Source organism: Paenibacillus sp. FSL R7-277 (assembly GCF_000517965.1).
GTDB lineage: Bacteria > Bacillota > Bacilli > Paenibacillales > Paenibacillaceae > Paenibacillus_AQ > Paenibacillus_AQ silagei.
Genome location: NZ_ASPX01000080.1, coordinates 65,187 through 80,072, shown reverse-complemented (window position 1 = coordinate 80,072; position 14,886 = coordinate 65,187). Strand labels below are relative to the sequence as shown.

The window sequence follows — 14,886 nt, the reverse complement described above, 5'->3', positions numbered from 1 at the left end:
GTATATAAATGGTTGAGAGTGTACCGATTCCGCTTGTTAACTACTTGTTCTGCTGATACGGCTTACGCCAAGCCTGGATGTCACTGTTCAGTTCGGCGAGATCCGGCAAGGGCACCGCTTCGTCCGTTAACTGATATTTGGCCTTCAGCGCCAGAATACGGTAGACACTCTCGTCGATCCGCGCTTCGGAGATGCTGCCTTTCTTGACGCTGTCGAGCAGTGCGGCACGAACAGCTTGTTCATTCTTGTATTCATGGGCGACCAGAAGGATATCGCTTCCAGCCAATACGGATTCTACAGCTGCAGCTGGGAGGCTGTAATTCTTAATGATTGCGCCCATGGTCATGTCATCCGTAATGACTACCCCTTCGTATCCCATCAGCCCGCGGAGCTGCTGGCCGATAATCACTTGGGACAGGGAGGCGGGCTTGTCCGGGTCGAGCTTCGGATATAGAATATGGGCCACCATTACAGCATCGGCCTTCTCCCGGATCGCTGCCTGGAATGGGAGCCATTCCAGTTCTGCCAGTTGGGTCTCCGTCTTGTTGATGACTGGCAGCTCCAGATGAGAGTCTACTGCGGTATCGCCATGGCCTGGATAATGCTTGACCACGGGAATGACGCCTTCACGCTCGAGCCCCTGCATCTCGGCAATGCCGAGCCGGGTGACCAGCTCTGCGTTGCTGCCGAAGGAACGGTCACCAATTACCGGATTATCCGGGTTGCTGTTGATGTCGAGCACCGGCGCGAAGTCCATATTGAAGCCAGAGGATTTCACCGCCCGGGCAAGCAGTTCGCCCATCGCTCCGGCAGCGGCGGTATCATCTCCGCTGCCGACAGCAGCGTTTGATGGGAAGGTGGCATAGTCATCGGGGAGACGGCTGACCTTGCCGCCTTCCTGATCGACACTCATGAACAGCGGTGAGGGATTCCCCGCATTGCTCTGCTTCAGAGCGTTGGTCAGCTGCACCAGCTCCTTCAGGCTGCCGACATTATTAGAATACAGAATGATTCCGCCGACCTTATCTTCGGCAATCATCTTCAGGGCTTCTGCTCCTGCCGCTTTGCCTTGGATGCCGACCAGCAGCATCTGCCCGATCTTCTCTTCCAGAGTCATTCCGGCGAGCTTCCGGGAGACCGGGTCAGGAGTGGCCGAAGCCTCAGGTGAGGGGGTCACTGGGGCATCGGTTGCCGCAGGCACAGGCGTCTGTGCGGCAGCCGGAGAGGCTGGCACCGCTGCCTGGGAGGAGCCTGCGTTTGTCTGTTGTGCTGAATTTCCATTCCCCTCACAGCCGCTTGCCAGCAGCAGGCAGGCGGAGGCGGCAAGCAGTAGGAGAGCGCGGCGGGGGGAAGTATTGTTTATTTTTTGACGGCTGAACCATTTCATAGGGGGAATCTTCCTTTCGATTGCGGTTTGGCGGATAAGGATGATAGAATGAATAAGACATTACATATGATCTGCTTCAAGCATAATCAATACTATAGGATGAGGTGACCTGTCAATGAAAGAGCAATTAATGAACACGCTTAATGAACAAATGAATTTCGAATTCTATTCTGCTCATGTCTATCTTGCGATGGCAGCGTATTGTTCCGGTGAGAGCCTGGACGGTTTCGCCAATTTCTTTCTGGTGCAGGCTGAAGAGGAACGGTTCCATGCCATGAAGATCTACAAATTCCTGAATGACCGCGATTACCGGGCCACCCTTGCGGCGATGCCTGAACCGAACAATGAGTATAGCTCCATGCTGGATGCGTTCGAGCATGCCTTCGCCCATGAGCAGCAGAATACGAAGAAATTCTATCATCTGGCGGATCTGGCCCTGGATGAACGGGAGCATGCGACGATCTATTTCCTGAAATGGTTCATCGATGAGCAGGTGGAAGAAGAGGCGCTCTTCAGCAACATTATCGCCAAGCTCAAACGGATCGAAACCGACAGCAATGCCTTCTATATGCTGGATGCAGAATTTGCAGGACGTTCATTTACACCGCCAGCGGAGTAGAGAACAGCTAGGGTAACCATTCATACGCAAGCTTAGCGGCATTCTCCTGAAGAGGGGGAAGCCGCTTTTTTGTGTGCAAATATAAGAAATTATATGTTTCACACGATAACTTATCCTTCTATTTATCGCTGAAACGGTACCGTCCTTGAGAGGACGGGAACGCCGTTTCTGCTTGGCCGACCTAAGGTCCCCATATACTTAGACTACGTTTTGCGAGAAAAGTTACACGGCCTGTCAGCAGCAGATAGGCTGCAAAGTTGAACAAGGGCAAAGAATGTAGGGAGCCGCAACTTACTTCCGGGTTGCCAACTCTATTTAGCGGGGTTAACTCTTGCGCTGTCCGGCAACACTGTTTCTCTAGACCCACCCGTAAGTCAGCGTGTAGTATGGAACAATACTAATCTTTGGAGGTCCTTTTTCTTGGAAAATTACAGCGATATCAAACAAAGTGAAAAAGGAGCATGGCTAAGTCTTTTAGCATACATACTCTTATCTGCAGTCAAATTATTCATAGGAACGGTGTCAGGCTCTCAGGCCCTCCTGGCTGACGGGCTGAATAACAGCACCGACATTATTGCTTCACTGGCCATTCTGACCGGACTCAGGATTTCCCGCAGACCCCCGGATTCGAACCATGGCTATGGTCATTTCAGAGCAGAGACAGTTGCCGCACTGGTCGCCTCTTTTATCATGATTGCTGTAGGCTTCCAGGTGCTCTATCAGGGTGTGAACAAATTCATTCAGCCTGTGCTGGAGACCCCTGATCTGATTGCAGCGTGGACGGCAGCTGCCTGTGCTGTGGTTATGATCGCCGTATACCGGTACAACATCAGGCTTGCCCGCAAGCTGAACAGCAATGCCATGCATGCAGTGGCGCAGGATAACCGATCGGATGCGCTGGTCAGCATGGGAGCCTTCGTCGGTATTATCGGCTCACAGTTCGGCATTCCCTGGTTAGATCCGCTCACAGCTACGATTGTCGGATTGCTGATCTGCAAGACGGCCTGGGATATTTTCCGCAAAGCTACACATGACCTCACCGACGGCTTCGATGCCGGTAAGCTGGAACTGATGAAGCAGACAGTAGCTGAGATTGAAGGTGTGGAGTCGATTAAGGATATCAAAGCCCGTATTCACGGTAATAATGTGCTGGTCGATACTACAGTACTGGTGGATTCCAGTCTGAATGTGGTGCAGAGTCACGATATTACGGAGGAGATCGAAGATCAGCTTAAGGACCGTCATCAGGTCGCTACCGTACTTGTCCATATCGAACCGTTGTGATCATCAGGTGTATAACAAGAATAGGTTACATGAATTGCCTTGCCTTCGGGTGGGGCATTTTTTTGTGCTAGATAAGGCGCACTAAAGAAATTAACGAAAAGCAAAAAGAAGCGGAGGGGAAATTTGGAACTGTAGGAGCGATAGCGATCGCCTTTGTCACCGGATTTCTACCACGAATAGTGGTTTAAATCAAGAAATCTGGGGGCGGGCAGCGGCCGGAAGTCCAAATGTTCACCGCAGCGACGACCAAGCTTCAAGTTCAAACCTTGAGTACGTCTTATATAGATTGGGAAAAAACGTTCTTCGCCCTGGCCCGGACTTGCCCGCATTCCATTACCATGTATATAATATCAATATGTTATTAACAACCGAATCCTATTAATCGATTCAAGACAAGGAGAATATCCATGCCAAATCAACCCGTAACCGACTCTAACGGCTTGAACGAGGAGCAATTCCTGCAGAATTATAATGCGGGCAACTACGAACGTCCGTCTGTCACCGTCGATATGCTGATTTTCACCGTGATGGAGCGGGAGCAGAATAACTACCGCAAGCTGGCGGATAAGTCCTTACAGCTCTTGCTGATTCAGCGCGGGGAGCATCCTTTTCTGGGACAGTGGGCCTTGCCGGGAGGATTCGTAGGGATCAGTGAGAGCGTAGAGGAAGCAGCCCGCCGGGAGCTGTACAGCGAGACTAATATCGATAATATCTACATGGAGCAGCTGTATACCTGGGGCGAGGTAGACCGTGATCCGCGGATGAGGGTGATCAGCTGCTCCTACATGGCGCTCGTGGACCGCAAGGCTCTGGACGTACAGGCAGGGGATGATGCAGCCGCAGCTGCCTGGTTCGATGTCTCGTACCACATTCTGGAGACCCGCCGCGAGGTGCTGGAGCAGGACGTCCGTCAGGAGACACTGGTGGAGATTATACTGGAGAGTGAGCAGGAGAAGCTAAGCGGGGTGGTCAAGCTTACCGAGACTATTCAAGGGCATGTCCGACAGGTCAGCCGTGAGATCGTGCGCAGCGCGGGGTTTTCTTTTGACCATCTGCTCATGGTGCAGTATGCCATCGAACGTCTGCGCGGCAAGGCGGAATATACCGATATTATCTTCAATCTCATGCCGCCGTTGTTCACCTTGTCCGAGCTGCAGCGTGTGTATGAGATTATCCTCGGCAAAGAGCTGCTCGCCGCCGCCTTCCGCCGCAAAATCGCCGAGCGGGTCATCGAGACGGATCAGAGCACCCGGGATGCCGGACACCGTCCCTCGAAGCTGTACCGGTATAACCGGGAATGGAATTTATTTTGAGAATGCCCTTCTGTCCGGCAACGCTGCCTTGTGATGTTCTTAATAGAACTTTCATAGGGAAAAGCAGACAATTAGTTATATTTTGACTATTGTGTTTATGGCAAAGGACAGGGTGAGCCCATGATTAGCTGGAAGGATTCGTATGATATCGGAGTAGAAAAGATTGATTGTCAGCACAGGCAGCTGCTGGTGAAGCTGAACGACTTTTTTGACGCTTGCAGCAACCAGCAGGGCAAAGAAAAGATCGAAGAGACGCTGAGGTTCCTCAAGGATTACACCGTGGAGCATTTCGGCAGTGAAGAGCAGCTGATGAAGGATATCGACTTCCCGGAGTTGACGGAGCATCAGAAGACACACGCTGAATTCGTGCAGACGGTGTTGGAACTGGAGGAGACGATTAAGACCAAAGGGGTATCCGTATTATCCACGATCAAGCTGAACCGGACGCTGACGGATTGGCTGATCAATCACATTCACAAATGCGACAAGCTAATCGGTGAATGCATCGCTGCCAAAGGAAACCGGGCGGGCTAACTGAACAAAGAAAATTGGAGATGCCGCGAGGCATTTTCTTTTTTTAAAAGGGAGGGGAATATCATCATGGAATGCCTCGGCTGCAGAATCGCGAACGGGATAGAGCCTGACCTGAATATCGTCTATGAGAATGAATATATCACCTGTGTACTCGATATCGAGCCCTTCAATGAAGGGCATACCCTGATTCTGCCGAAAAAGCACTATTGGGACGTCGATGAGATGGATGCGAAGACTGCACGTACTGTTATGGAGGCTTCACAAAAGCTCTCCGCCCTGCTCAAACGTCTGTATCAGCCAGACGGGATCAGAATTATTGCTGACGGCGGTAAATTCAACGATCTGACCCACTATCACATGCATGTGCTTCCCCGGTACGAGGGGGACGGGGTATTGTGGGGAGAACCGCTGCACCCGGACGGAGCCGGGGAACGGCTGGGCGAGACGAGACGGAGAATGGTGGAAGGGTTGGCTGAGAAAGAACCGATGCTGAAAAAAGCGATGGACACGCTAGAGTTTCTAAGTCAGGACGCGGCAGCGCGAATGGCTTATGATGCCCGGATGAAGGCGCTGAGCGATGAACATTCCCGTATTGAAAGTGCCGAAGAAAAGGGTAGATCGGAGACGAGTAAAGAAATTGCCATTAAACTTCTGGAGCGCGGCATAGACCTGCAAACCATTTCCGAAGCCACAGGCTTATCGGTTGAAGAAATTAAGGGACTGAGACAATAAGCGAAAACGGAGGGTCTAATTCAACTGACTGCACATTACTAATTATGCATTCCTAATGTACGCATTCCATTAACGGCAGCCGCAGGGCTGTCTTTCTTTTTTGTCCAAGGGGAACTCAGGTTTATCACAGGTTGACGGCACAGTTTATACCTGGTGAATACTTTGTGTTATGATTTGAAGTAGATCGTATAGAAACTTACTTTAAGGGAGTGGAATTAAGTGAAAAACATGCGGATGCTGGCCGGGGCTGCGGTCATGGTGCTGGTGCTTGGACTGGTGAATGTCTACATTGGATGGCATCTGTCCGTATTGCTCCAGGCATGGCTGCCGGGGATGAATACTGCTGCGTACTGGACTGTCTTTCTTGTCATTTCCTTCTCTTATATGATTGGCCGGGTGCGTCTGCCGCAAGCGCTGAGACAGGTGGGCAGGTTGTTCAAGGTGATTGGCTCTTATTATCTGGCTTGTATGGAATTCGCCGTGATCATGCTGCCGCTGACCGATCTGCTCTATGGTGTGCTGGCGCTTGCAGGCGTAGGACTCTCCGCATTCGTAACGGAAGCCGGGACTACAGTGCTGGTATTGCTCGCTGTCTTCCTGGTCTGGGGATCGCGCAATGCCTGGAGTACTGTGGTGCGGACCCACCGGCTTAAGGTGGAAAAATCCATCGGAACCAGCGTTCCGCTGACGGTAGCAGTAGCCTCCGACCTCCATCTGGGCAACATTGTCGGCAACCGCCATCTACGAAGAATGGTCATGGAGATGAACGCGATGAACCCGGATATCATTCTGCTGGCCGGGGATGTGCTGGATGACAGCATTGAGCCTTTTCTCCGCAACGGGATGGAGCAGCAGCTGAAGCAGCTGAAGGCACGTTATGGAGTCTACGCCGTGCTGGAGAATCACGAATACTACGGCGGCTCGATTGCGCAGTATACGGAGGTTATGCGGAGTGTCGGCATTCAGGTGTTACAGGATGAAGTGGTGGAGACGTCGGGAGTCTACGTGGTCGGGCGCAAAGACAAGACTGCCGAGCACATGGAGGGTGGACGGCTCAGCGTGGAGACTCTTCTACAGGGAGTGGACCGCAGCAAGCCGATCCTGATGATGGATCATCAGCCGACTGGCTTCGGGATCGCTTCGGAGGCTGGAGTGGATGTGCTGCTGTCTGGACATACCCACCGGGGGCAGATTGCACCGAATCACTGGATTACCCGGCGGCTGTTCGAACTGGATTGGGGCTACCTGCTCAAAAACAAGCTGCATGTCATTGTCTCCTCCGGCTACGGAACCTGGGGACCGCCGATCCGGCTGGCCAGCCGCTCGGAGCTGATTAAGCTGGAACTTGTGCTGGATGGCAGCATGAGCTTTGGTGCAGACAAGGTGTCACCTGCGGCTAAGCCTGTTTTGATCTAACGGAAACCTGCATGTGGCAGGATTGAACCCTCTACCTTCCTTAGGGAAGATAGGGGGTTTTTTTTCGGGTTATGGAGGAGTTATTCATTTTCTTTTGACATTCCTGCCGGAATCCGCTAATCTATCTGTAGAAATAGTTAAGCTATTAACTAAATGGAGTTGACGACTGCTAATGGATGATTTGCAAAAGATTGTGCTTGAGCTGCCGCTTGAAAATGAGGTTTTTTTCGCCTTGGTGGGAGCGACAGCGGGCACTGTGGCCGTCTCCGAGAAATACTGGCAGGCGCAGGGGCTGAACGGGGCAAGAATCCGCGTACTGGTTGAGATTGCGAAGCACGGGGGATCGATTCTGCCCTCACTGCTTGCTGAGCGAATCGCGGTAACCAAAGCCAACATCAGCCTGCTGCTGACTCCGCTGGAGAAGGATGGCTATATTACACGGGCGGCTCACGCACAGGATGGCCGTAAGACAGTCATTTCGCTGACCGGAGCAGGTAAACGACTCCTGATGGAACAGCTGCCGGGGAACCGGGAAGCAGTTGCGGCGGTAATGAACCGGCTGGATGAGCCGGAGCTGCAGCAGCTGCTGGAGCTGCTGAATAAGCTGAGCAGAGGATAGAAGGTGTGGAATGTTCCGCATGCCGGGAGGCTGCCCGCAGACAGAGATTATATATAGCAGCTGGAATATGCCGGTGGATATTTGAAGAAATCTGATTCCAATAAGGAAAGGGTGTTATCGCCTATGACGACAATATTGATTACGGGAGCAAATGGGCAACTGGGAAGTCTGATTCTGGAGAATCTGCGTAGCCGCATCCCTGTAGGGCAAATCATTGCCGGAGTAAGAAGTGCGGAGCAAGCTCCTTTTATCCGGGAGCAGGGAATTGAAGTCCGCAAGGTGGATTATGATCTGCCGGAAACACTGAATGAAGCTTTTCGCGGGATTTCCCGGCTCCTGCTGATCTCCAGCTCGCATACGGATGATAATGTTCGTCTGTCCCAGCATAAGCGGGTGATTGATGCGGCCAAACGAAGCGGTGTGAGGCATATCCTATATACTGGTTTTGCATTCTCAGGGCGGAGAACAGATCAGAGCAAGCCGGATAATGTGCATACATTGACGGAACAGGCGATTATAGAGTCCGGGCTGGAATATACCTTTTTGCGCAATGCTCTTTATATTGATTTCGTAGGGGTGCTGGGGCTGAAGGAAGCCCTCTCCAGCGGAGAGCTGGTGACGGCACCGGGAGAATGGAAGTTTAACTCGGTAGGCCGACGGGATCTTGCATTGGCTGCTGCTGCTGTGCTGGCCGAAGAGGGAGCAGGCAACCGGATCTATGAATTGACCGCTCCGCAGACCTGGGATTTTGGCGATCTGGCCGAAGTTCTGACAGAGGTTGCCGGCAAGCCGGTGGTGCACCGTCAGGATGACGGAATTCAGCACTGGATCTATGCTTTTATGAGCAAGCTGGATACGGCTTCCACCTCCGGGGATTTGGAGCGGCTTATGGGCAGACCGGTCACCCCCTTGCGGGACAGCATTCTGCCTTTTATAGTGTAGGACGTACTGACCTAAGTGAGCTTGTTGGTTTGGAGTCCTATTGTTTTGAGCAGGGTTTGTTGCTAGTATGATGACATTGATCAGGCAAGCCGGAGGGAGCGTATGTAAGTTGAAAAAGATACTGGTAGCCGACGATGATGTTCATATCCGCACGCTGCTGCGGCATGTTCTTACCAGAGAAGGATATCAAGCGATAGAAGCCGGAGACGGGCTGGAAGCGGCGGCACGCATGAAGGAGCAGACGGTCGATCTGGCGGTGGTGGATGTGATGATGCCGCATATGGACGGATTGGAGCTGTGTGCATACATAAGGGAGAACTATGACATTCCCGTCATTCTGCTGACGGCCCGTCAGCAGCTCAGTGATAAGGAGCAGGGTTATCTGCACGGGACGGATGATTATGTGACCAAGCCTTTTGAACCGGAGGAGCTGATCTTTCGCATCAAGGCCTTGTTCCGCCGTTATTCCATCGCTTCAGATGACCGGATTCGCCTGAATTCGCTGGTGATCGACCGTAAGAATTACGAGATCAGTGACGGGACAGAGGTGCTGCTGCTGCCGGTGAAGGAATTCGAACTGCTGGCCCAGCTGGCCCAATATCCGGGACGCCTGTTCACGCGTGGTGAGCTGATTGAGCTGGTCTGGGGAGCGGACTACGAAGGGGACGAGCGGACGGTGGATGTGCATATCAAGCGCCTGCGTCAGCGGTTCAGTGAATACCAGAATGATTTTATCATCCGCACGGTCCGGGGAATTGGCTACAAAGTGGACATGGTGAACTCATGAGATCGCTCTATGTACGGATGAGTATCATCTTCTGCTCGGTGATTATGATCAGCAGTGTGCTGGGATTTCTGGTCTCCAACCTGTATTACCAGTCCCAGGTCAAGCCGAAGAATGATGCTAAGCTGACCCGGATGGCCATAGGTTTGCAGCAGTTCATTGAGGATCACCCGGATGCTGTGGAAGAATATCTCCTGAGTACGGCTTCCCTGGGGTACAAAATGTATCTGGTCAATGCCGATGGAGAGGAACGCTTCTACGGCCTGCCATTCCGCAAAAATGACCTCAAGGAGGAAGCGCTGCGCAGTGTGCTGGCCGGGGAGATTTACCATGGGGTGGGTAATTTCCCCGGCCAGCTGTTCGTGACAGGGTTCTTCGATAACCAGCTCAGCAATTCCATTGGGGTGCCGGTCCATATTAACGGGGAGACCTATGCCTTGTTCATGCGTCCGGATGCCCAGGTGCAGTTCGGGGAGCTGCGGATCTTTTTTGTCGTGATTATCGGGGTCATTATTCTGCTAAGCCTGTGGTTCATGCTGATTACTGTATTTCATGTGGTGCGACCGATCACCCGGTTAACCGAGGCCACGCTCCTAATCTCCAAAGGGCGCTACGACATTAAGCTCTACACCGCACGCCGCGACGAGATCGGCCAACTGGCTTCCCACTTCATGACGATGAGCCGTGAGCTGGAACGCACAAACCGGGCAAGACAGGAGTTTGTCGCCAATGTCTCGCATGAGATTGAGTCGCCGCTAACCTCTATTCAGGGCTTCGCCCATGCGCTCCAGGACGGTACTCTGCCAGAAGCCCAGCGTCTGGAGTATCTGTCCATTATCGGGGATGAGAGCCGGCGGTTGTCCATGCTCAGTACACAACTGCTCACCTTGTCTTCGCTGGATTATGACGAGCATGCTCTGCAAAAAAGAAGCTTCGATCTGCGCGCCCAGCTGCGGCAGGTGATTCAGATTATGGAGTGGCATCTTACGGAGAAGGAGCTGGCGGTACGGCTGCATGCCGGAGAAATCCGGCTTACGGGCGATTCCAATCTGCTCTATCAGGTGTGGATGAATCTGGTGACGAATGCGATCAAATACACCCCGGCGGGCGGGACCCTCAGTATCGCAGCCCATGTGGAGGGCCAGCAATGTATTGTAACAGTGACCGACAACGGGGCGGGTATTCTGGCGGAGCAGCTGCCGATGATCTTCGACCGGTTCTACAAGGTGGATCAGTCGCGATCCCGTGAGCCGGGCAGCAGCGGTCTGGGGCTGGCCATTGCCCAAAAGATCGTCCAGGCGCATGGCGGAACCATCGAGGTGACGAGCACAGTAGGAGAAGGAACTACGTTCACTGTCACTCTGCCCTGCCACCCTGACACTATATAGGTTGAACTAATAATTTATAGTTAAGGGAAAAGTGGCGGAGGGGAATTTTGGAACTGGAGGAGCGGTAGCGACCGCCTTTGTATTTGGATTTCTACCGCGAAGAGCGGTTCAATCAGGAAATTCAAATTGGGCAGCGGCCGGAAGTCCAAAACTTCTCTGGAGTCACGGCATTCCCAAAACATAAAACCCTTTAGTTCAATCTATATAGTGTAATTCTCTATTCATACTCCGTTCATCTTCACTCTCTAAACTGTGGATATACAGATTAGAAGGAGTGGTTATATGTTCTTGGCAATACGGGAGATGAGGCACTCCAAAGCACGCTACAGTCTCATTATGGTGATTATGCTGCTGGTCTCGTTCCTGGTGCTGTTCGTCACCGGCCTGGCTAGAGGTCTTGCTTATGCCAACATTTCGGCGCTGAAAAATATGCCCGCCAATTACTTTGCCGTGCAGAGCGATGCGGATCATACCTTCAGGCGTTCACAGTTAACGGATACGGAGCTTGCGGCTGCCCGGTCAGTAGCCGGAGAGGCGAACGCGACTCCGCTGGGGGTACAGACCAGTACAATTACAGCTGCCGGTGCGGATGTTAAGGCGGATATTACTTTTTTTGCCGTAGATATGACGGGCATGCTGGCTCCTGAAGTAACGGAAGGCGCCGGATTCACCAATGAGGTTCAAGGCAGCGCGATTGCAGACTCCAAGCTGGAACAGTCTGGCGTTACCATTGGCAGTACGATCCGTGATCAGGCTTCCGGCATGAGCTGGACGGTTACCGGCTTCGTGAAGGACAGCTCCTACAGCCATACTCCGGTGGTCTATATCAATCAGCTGGACTGGCAGGCGATGAAGCAAGGAACGGTTCAGGGAGGCGGAGGTTCAGGCAAGGCCAATGCCCCGTACAATGTAATCGCGCTGGATGTAACGGCGGCTCAAGCTGGGCAGATTGCAGATCAGCTACAGTCCGTAGAGGTAATTACGCAAAAACAGGCGATCGCCAGTGTTCCCGGTTACTCCGCCGAGCAGAATTCGCTGCTGATGATGATTGTGTTCCTGTTCGTGATTGCCGCAGTAGTTCTTGCTGTATTCTTCTATGTCATTACGATCCAGAAGACCAGCCAATTCGGTATCCTGAAGGCGATGGGGACCAAGATGTCCTATCTGGCCTGGAGTGTAATCGGTCAAGTGATGCTGCTGTCTGTCGCCAGTCTGGTGCTGGGCATATTGCTTACGCTTGGGATGAATATGGGCCTGCCCGACACGATGCCGTTTGAGCTGGACGGACAGACGATGGCGATGACCAGTCTGCTGTTCATAGGGATGTCCCTGCTGGGCTCGTTAATTTCGGTAGCAAGAGTAGCTAAGGTGGATGCCTTGGAAGCGATAGGGAGGACTGGAGCATGAGTGCGAAATTAGTGATGAAGCAGGTAACCAAGACTTACGGGGATGGGGACGGGGCGATGACAGTTTTGAACCATCTGGACCTTACGGTGAACGAAGGCGAATTCATAGCAGTACTGGGGCCATCTGGCTCCGGGAAAAGCACATTTCTCTCCGCAGCCGGTGCGCTGCTTACGCCCACCAGCGGAGAGATCCTGCTCGACGGTGAATCGCTGCGTGACAAGGACAAGGGGGAATTGACGGAGCTGCGGCTGAAAAAAATCGGCTTCATGTTCCAAAGTGCGCAGCTGCTGCCGTTCCTGAAGGTAGAGGAGCAGCTGCTTTATGTAGCGAAGCTGGCTAAGCTCAGCCCGAAGGAAGCGAAGGTGCGTGCCGCCTATCTGCTGAAGCGTCTGGAGATCTGGGAACGCCGCAACCATTACCCCGAACAGCTGTCCGGGGGCGAGAAGCAGCGGGTGGCGATTGCCCGGGCGTGGATGAACAAGCCGGCCATTCTGTTCGCAGACGAGCCTACAGCCAGCCTGGATTACAGCCGTGGCCGGGAAGTGGTACGGATGATAGCCGACGAGGTGCGGAGCGAAGGCAAGGCTGCTGTAATGGTTACTCATGACGAACGAATGCTGGACTGGTGCGACCGGGTGCTGCATCTGGAGGATGGCGTGCTGGTTGAAGCGCATAGCCTTAATTAATTGGAACTGAACCCTGGGGACGGGGTTCAGTTTTTTTGAATGCCGGTTTCCCGCTGCAGAATGCCTTCACACGCCCGAGTAGGCCATAAACCCGCCGTCTACGGGGATGGTTACCCCGGTTACGAACCCGGACATGCGCTCATCGGCCAGCCAGAGCAAGGTGCCGAGCAGATCCTCTGGTGTGCCGAAGCGGCGCATCGGGGTCTGGGAGATGATTTTGAGTGAACGTTCGGTCAGTTCACCGTTCGGGTTCTTCAGCAGCTGTTCATTCTGTGCAGTGACGAAGAAGCCGGGGGCGATGGCATTCACCCGTATGCCGGACTCTGCCAGATGAACCGCAAGCCACTGTGTGAAGTTGTTGATGCCTGCCTTGGCCGCACTGTAAGCCGGAACCTTGGTGAGTGGCGATGCGGCGCTCATGGAGGAGATGTTGATCACCGCTGCTCCGGGGCGTCCGAGCATCTGCTTGGCGAAGATTTGAGTTGGAATTAATGTTCCGGTCAGATTGAGGTCAAGAACCGTTCGAAACCCGCTCACGGACAGATCGAAGAAGGAGACGACATCGGGGTTTTCAAGGTCTCCCGGCTCTAAGGTCTCCTTGGTGGTAATCGCCGAAGGCTGATTGCCCCCGGCTCCATTGATCAACAAGTCGCAGGGACCCCACTGCTTGTGGATCTCTTCCGCAGCCTGCCGGACACTCCCGGCATCCATAACATCGCAGGCCAAAGCCAGGGACTGGCCGCCGCCGGAAGTGATCTGTGCAGCCAGAGCTGCCCCTTTGGCCTCCGTACGGTTCAGGATGGCGACCTTCATGCCTTGACGGGCCAATTCCAGCGCCATAGCGCTGCAGAGGGCTCCGGCTCCTCCGGTAATTAAAGCGGTCTTGCCTGCCAATGCAGGCTGTAATGCCAACTCGGACATAGTGATCCAACCCTTCTTGGTGAAAGTATGATCTTGCGTCAGGTTATATCAGTCTGCGGATCTTTGTTTATAATATTGCGGATATTTCTCCATCAGCATCTCCTGGTCGGCGATCGTCAGGGCCATATGCTCCTGCATAATCTGATCCCCTTGCTGAATATTATGCTGCTCAATGGCTTCATATAGACCATAATGCTGCCGGTACAGATGCTCCCAGTTGTGATCTGCCGTGAGCTTGAGCATCCGGCTGCGGTTCAGATGAACCTTGATCTGCTGGATGACCTCCCAGGTATTCTTTTTATTGCAGCCCATAAAAATCACATGATGGAACTCTTCGTCCAGCATGAACATTTCCTTATAGTCCTGATCCTCGATGCAGAGCTTCTGCTTGTCCAGATTAGCCTTCAGATCGATAAGATTCCTGGCCTGGAAGGCGCTGCACGATTCCCGGATGACTGCCCGCTCCAGATGCTCGCGCATGAAGCGGGCTTCTTCCACGAGCTCGGAATCAATCAGGGAGACCACCGTTCCCCGCTGGGGGTATACGGCAAGCAGGCCCTCCTGGGCCAGACGTACAAAAGCCTCACGGACCGGAGTGCGGCTGACACTGAACTTCAGCGAAATCTCCTTCTCCGAAATCCCGGTTCCGGGCGGCAGCTCCAGCAGCAGAATCTGATTCTTCAGTGAACGATACACGATGTCCCTTGTGGAGAGTGCTTGTGTACCGATAGTATATTCCATCGTGTAACCCTCCTGTTATTGATTGTGTAAGCACTACCATACTACCATACTTGTATGGTAGTATGGTAGTGCTTACGGGCAGAAGCGTCTGCCGTCTGCTTCAGGACGGTATC

Annotated in this window: 15 protein-coding genes; 12 read left to right on the top strand and 3 right to left on the bottom strand. The window is 53.0% G+C overall.

All coding sequences use genetic code 11. The annotated features are described in order from the left end of the window. Positions 1–40: 40 nt before the first annotated feature. Complete coding sequence (gene nagZ / locus C173_RS22410; RefSeq protein ID WP_051478292.1) at positions 41–1,387, bottom strand: beta-N-acetylhexosaminidase; 1,347 nt, start codon at positions 1,385–1,387, stop codon at positions 41–43. Between the two features lie 115 nt (positions 1,388–1,502). Here nagZ and C173_RS22405 point away from each other — a divergent pair, with 115 nt between their 5' ends. The 12 genes from C173_RS22405 to C173_RS22350 all read left to right on the top strand — a co-directional run bounded on the left by C173_RS22405 (position 1,503) and on the right by C173_RS22350 (position 13,111). Continuing rightward, a complete protein-coding gene (locus C173_RS22405; RefSeq protein ID WP_036728710.1) occupies positions 1,503–2,006 on the top strand; it encodes a ferritin in 504 nt (167 codons plus the stop codon). A 420-nt stretch (positions 2,007–2,426) separates the two neighbouring features. Further along, the gene (locus tag C173_RS22400; protein ID WP_036728707.1) at positions 2,427–3,290 is read left to right on the top strand and encodes a cation diffusion facilitator family transporter; all 864 of its coding nucleotides are present in this window, start codon (positions 2,427–2,429) and stop codon (positions 3,288–3,290) included. A 407-nt stretch (positions 3,291–3,697) separates the two neighbouring features. After that, positions 3,698–4,603: an NUDIX hydrolase gene (locus tag C173_RS22395; RefSeq protein ID WP_036728705.1), complete on the top strand. Its 906-nt coding sequence runs from the start codon at positions 3,698–3,700 to the stop codon at positions 4,601–4,603. A 120-nt stretch (positions 4,604–4,723) separates the two neighbouring features. Continuing rightward, positions 4,724–5,137 (top strand): bacteriohemerythrin, encoded by a 414-nt coding sequence (locus C173_RS22390; RefSeq protein WP_081751292.1) that lies wholly within the window; start codon positions 4,724–4,726, stop codon positions 5,135–5,137. Between the two features lie 66 nt (positions 5,138–5,203). Then, positions 5,204–5,869, top strand: a complete 666-nt coding sequence (locus C173_RS35510) for an HIT domain-containing protein (RefSeq protein ID WP_081751291.1) — start codon at positions 5,204–5,206, stop codon at positions 5,867–5,869. A 228-nt stretch (positions 5,870–6,097) separates the two neighbouring features. Then, positions 6,098–7,285, top strand: coding sequence for a metallophosphoesterase (locus C173_RS22380; RefSeq protein ID WP_200869584.1), 1,188 nt, complete (start codon positions 6,098–6,100; stop codon positions 7,283–7,285). A gap of 172 nt (positions 7,286–7,457) precedes the next feature. Then, the gene (locus tag C173_RS22375; RefSeq protein ID WP_036728699.1) at positions 7,458–7,904 is read left to right on the top strand and encodes a MarR family winged helix-turn-helix transcriptional regulator; all 447 of its coding nucleotides are present in this window, start codon (positions 7,458–7,460) and stop codon (positions 7,902–7,904) included. A 123-nt stretch (positions 7,905–8,027) separates the two neighbouring features. Next, the gene (locus C173_RS22370) at positions 8,028–8,846 is read left to right on the top strand and encodes an SDR family oxidoreductase (protein WP_036728697.1); all 819 of its coding nucleotides are present in this window, start codon (positions 8,028–8,030) and stop codon (positions 8,844–8,846) included. A 109-nt stretch (positions 8,847–8,955) separates the two neighbouring features. Continuing rightward, positions 8,956–9,633 (top strand): response regulator transcription factor, encoded by a 678-nt coding sequence (locus C173_RS22365; RefSeq protein WP_036728695.1) that lies wholly within the window; start codon positions 8,956–8,958, stop codon positions 9,631–9,633. Beyond that, entirely contained in the window at positions 9,630–11,018 is a 1,389-nt protein-coding gene (locus tag C173_RS22360; RefSeq protein ID WP_036728692.1) for a sensor histidine kinase, read from the top strand. The genes C173_RS22365 and C173_RS22360 overlap by 4 nt, the downstream gene beginning before the upstream one ends. A gap of 282 nt (positions 11,019–11,300) precedes the next feature. Beyond that, positions 11,301–12,425, top strand: a complete 1,125-nt coding sequence (locus C173_RS22355) for an ABC transporter permease (protein ID WP_036728689.1) — start codon at positions 11,301–11,303, stop codon at positions 12,423–12,425. Next, on the top strand, positions 12,422–13,111 hold the full coding sequence (locus C173_RS22350) for an ABC transporter ATP-binding protein (protein WP_036728687.1): 690 nt from the start codon (positions 12,422–12,424) through the stop codon (positions 13,109–13,111). Before C173_RS22355 ends, C173_RS22350 begins: the two co-directional genes overlap by 4 nt. Before the next feature lie 66 nt (positions 13,112–13,177). Here the strand turns inward: C173_RS22350 and C173_RS22345 are convergent, their stop codons facing one another. Both C173_RS22345 and C173_RS22340 read right to left on the bottom strand, forming a co-directional pair. After that, entirely contained in the window at positions 13,178–14,032 is an 855-nt protein-coding gene (locus tag C173_RS22345; RefSeq protein WP_036728684.1) for an SDR family oxidoreductase, read from the bottom strand. 48 nt (positions 14,033–14,080) lie between these two features. Then, entirely contained in the window at positions 14,081–14,773 is a 693-nt protein-coding gene (locus C173_RS22340; protein ID WP_036728682.1) for a GntR family transcriptional regulator, read from the bottom strand. Between the last annotated feature and the right edge of the window lie 113 nt (positions 14,774–14,886).

What these genes read in the sequence shown, in the direction of transcription:
- nagZ (WP_051478292.1), bottom strand. Translation starts at nt 1,387, where the DNA reads ATGAAATGGTTCAGCCGTCAAAAAATAAACAATACTTCCCCCCGCCGC.
- C173_RS22405 (WP_036728710.1), top strand. Translation starts at nt 1,503, where the DNA reads ATGAAAGAGCAATTAATGAACACGCTTAATGAACAAATGAATTTCGAA.
- C173_RS22395 (WP_036728705.1), top strand. Translation starts at nt 3,698, where the DNA reads ATGCCAAATCAACCCGTAACCGACTCTAACGGCTTGAACGAGGAGCAA.
- C173_RS22390 (WP_081751292.1), top strand. Translation starts at nt 4,724, where the DNA reads ATGATTAGCTGGAAGGATTCGTATGATATCGGAGTAGAAAAGATTGAT.
- C173_RS35510 (WP_081751291.1), top strand. Translation starts at nt 5,204, where the DNA reads ATGGAATGCCTCGGCTGCAGAATCGCGAACGGGATAGAGCCTGACCTG.
- C173_RS22380 (WP_200869584.1), top strand. Translation starts at nt 6,098, where the DNA reads ATGCGGATGCTGGCCGGGGCTGCGGTCATGGTGCTGGTGCTTGGACTG.
- C173_RS22375 (WP_036728699.1), top strand. Translation starts at nt 7,458, where the DNA reads ATGGATGATTTGCAAAAGATTGTGCTTGAGCTGCCGCTTGAAAATGAG.
- C173_RS22370 (WP_036728697.1), top strand. Translation starts at nt 8,028, where the DNA reads ATGACGACAATATTGATTACGGGAGCAAATGGGCAACTGGGAAGTCTG.
- C173_RS22360 (WP_036728692.1), top strand. Translation starts at nt 9,630, where the DNA reads ATGAGATCGCTCTATGTACGGATGAGTATCATCTTCTGCTCGGTGATT.
- C173_RS22355 (WP_036728689.1), top strand. Translation starts at nt 11,301, where the DNA reads ATGTTCTTGGCAATACGGGAGATGAGGCACTCCAAAGCACGCTACAGT.
- C173_RS22350 (WP_036728687.1), top strand. Translation starts at nt 12,422, where the DNA reads ATGAGTGCGAAATTAGTGATGAAGCAGGTAACCAAGACTTACGGGGAT.
- C173_RS22345 (WP_036728684.1), bottom strand. Translation starts at nt 14,032, where the DNA reads ATGTCCGAGTTGGCATTACAGCCTGCATTGGCAGGCAAGACCGCTTTA.
- C173_RS22340 (WP_036728682.1), bottom strand. Translation starts at nt 14,773, where the DNA reads ATGGAATATACTATCGGTACACAAGCACTCTCCACAAGGGACATCGTG.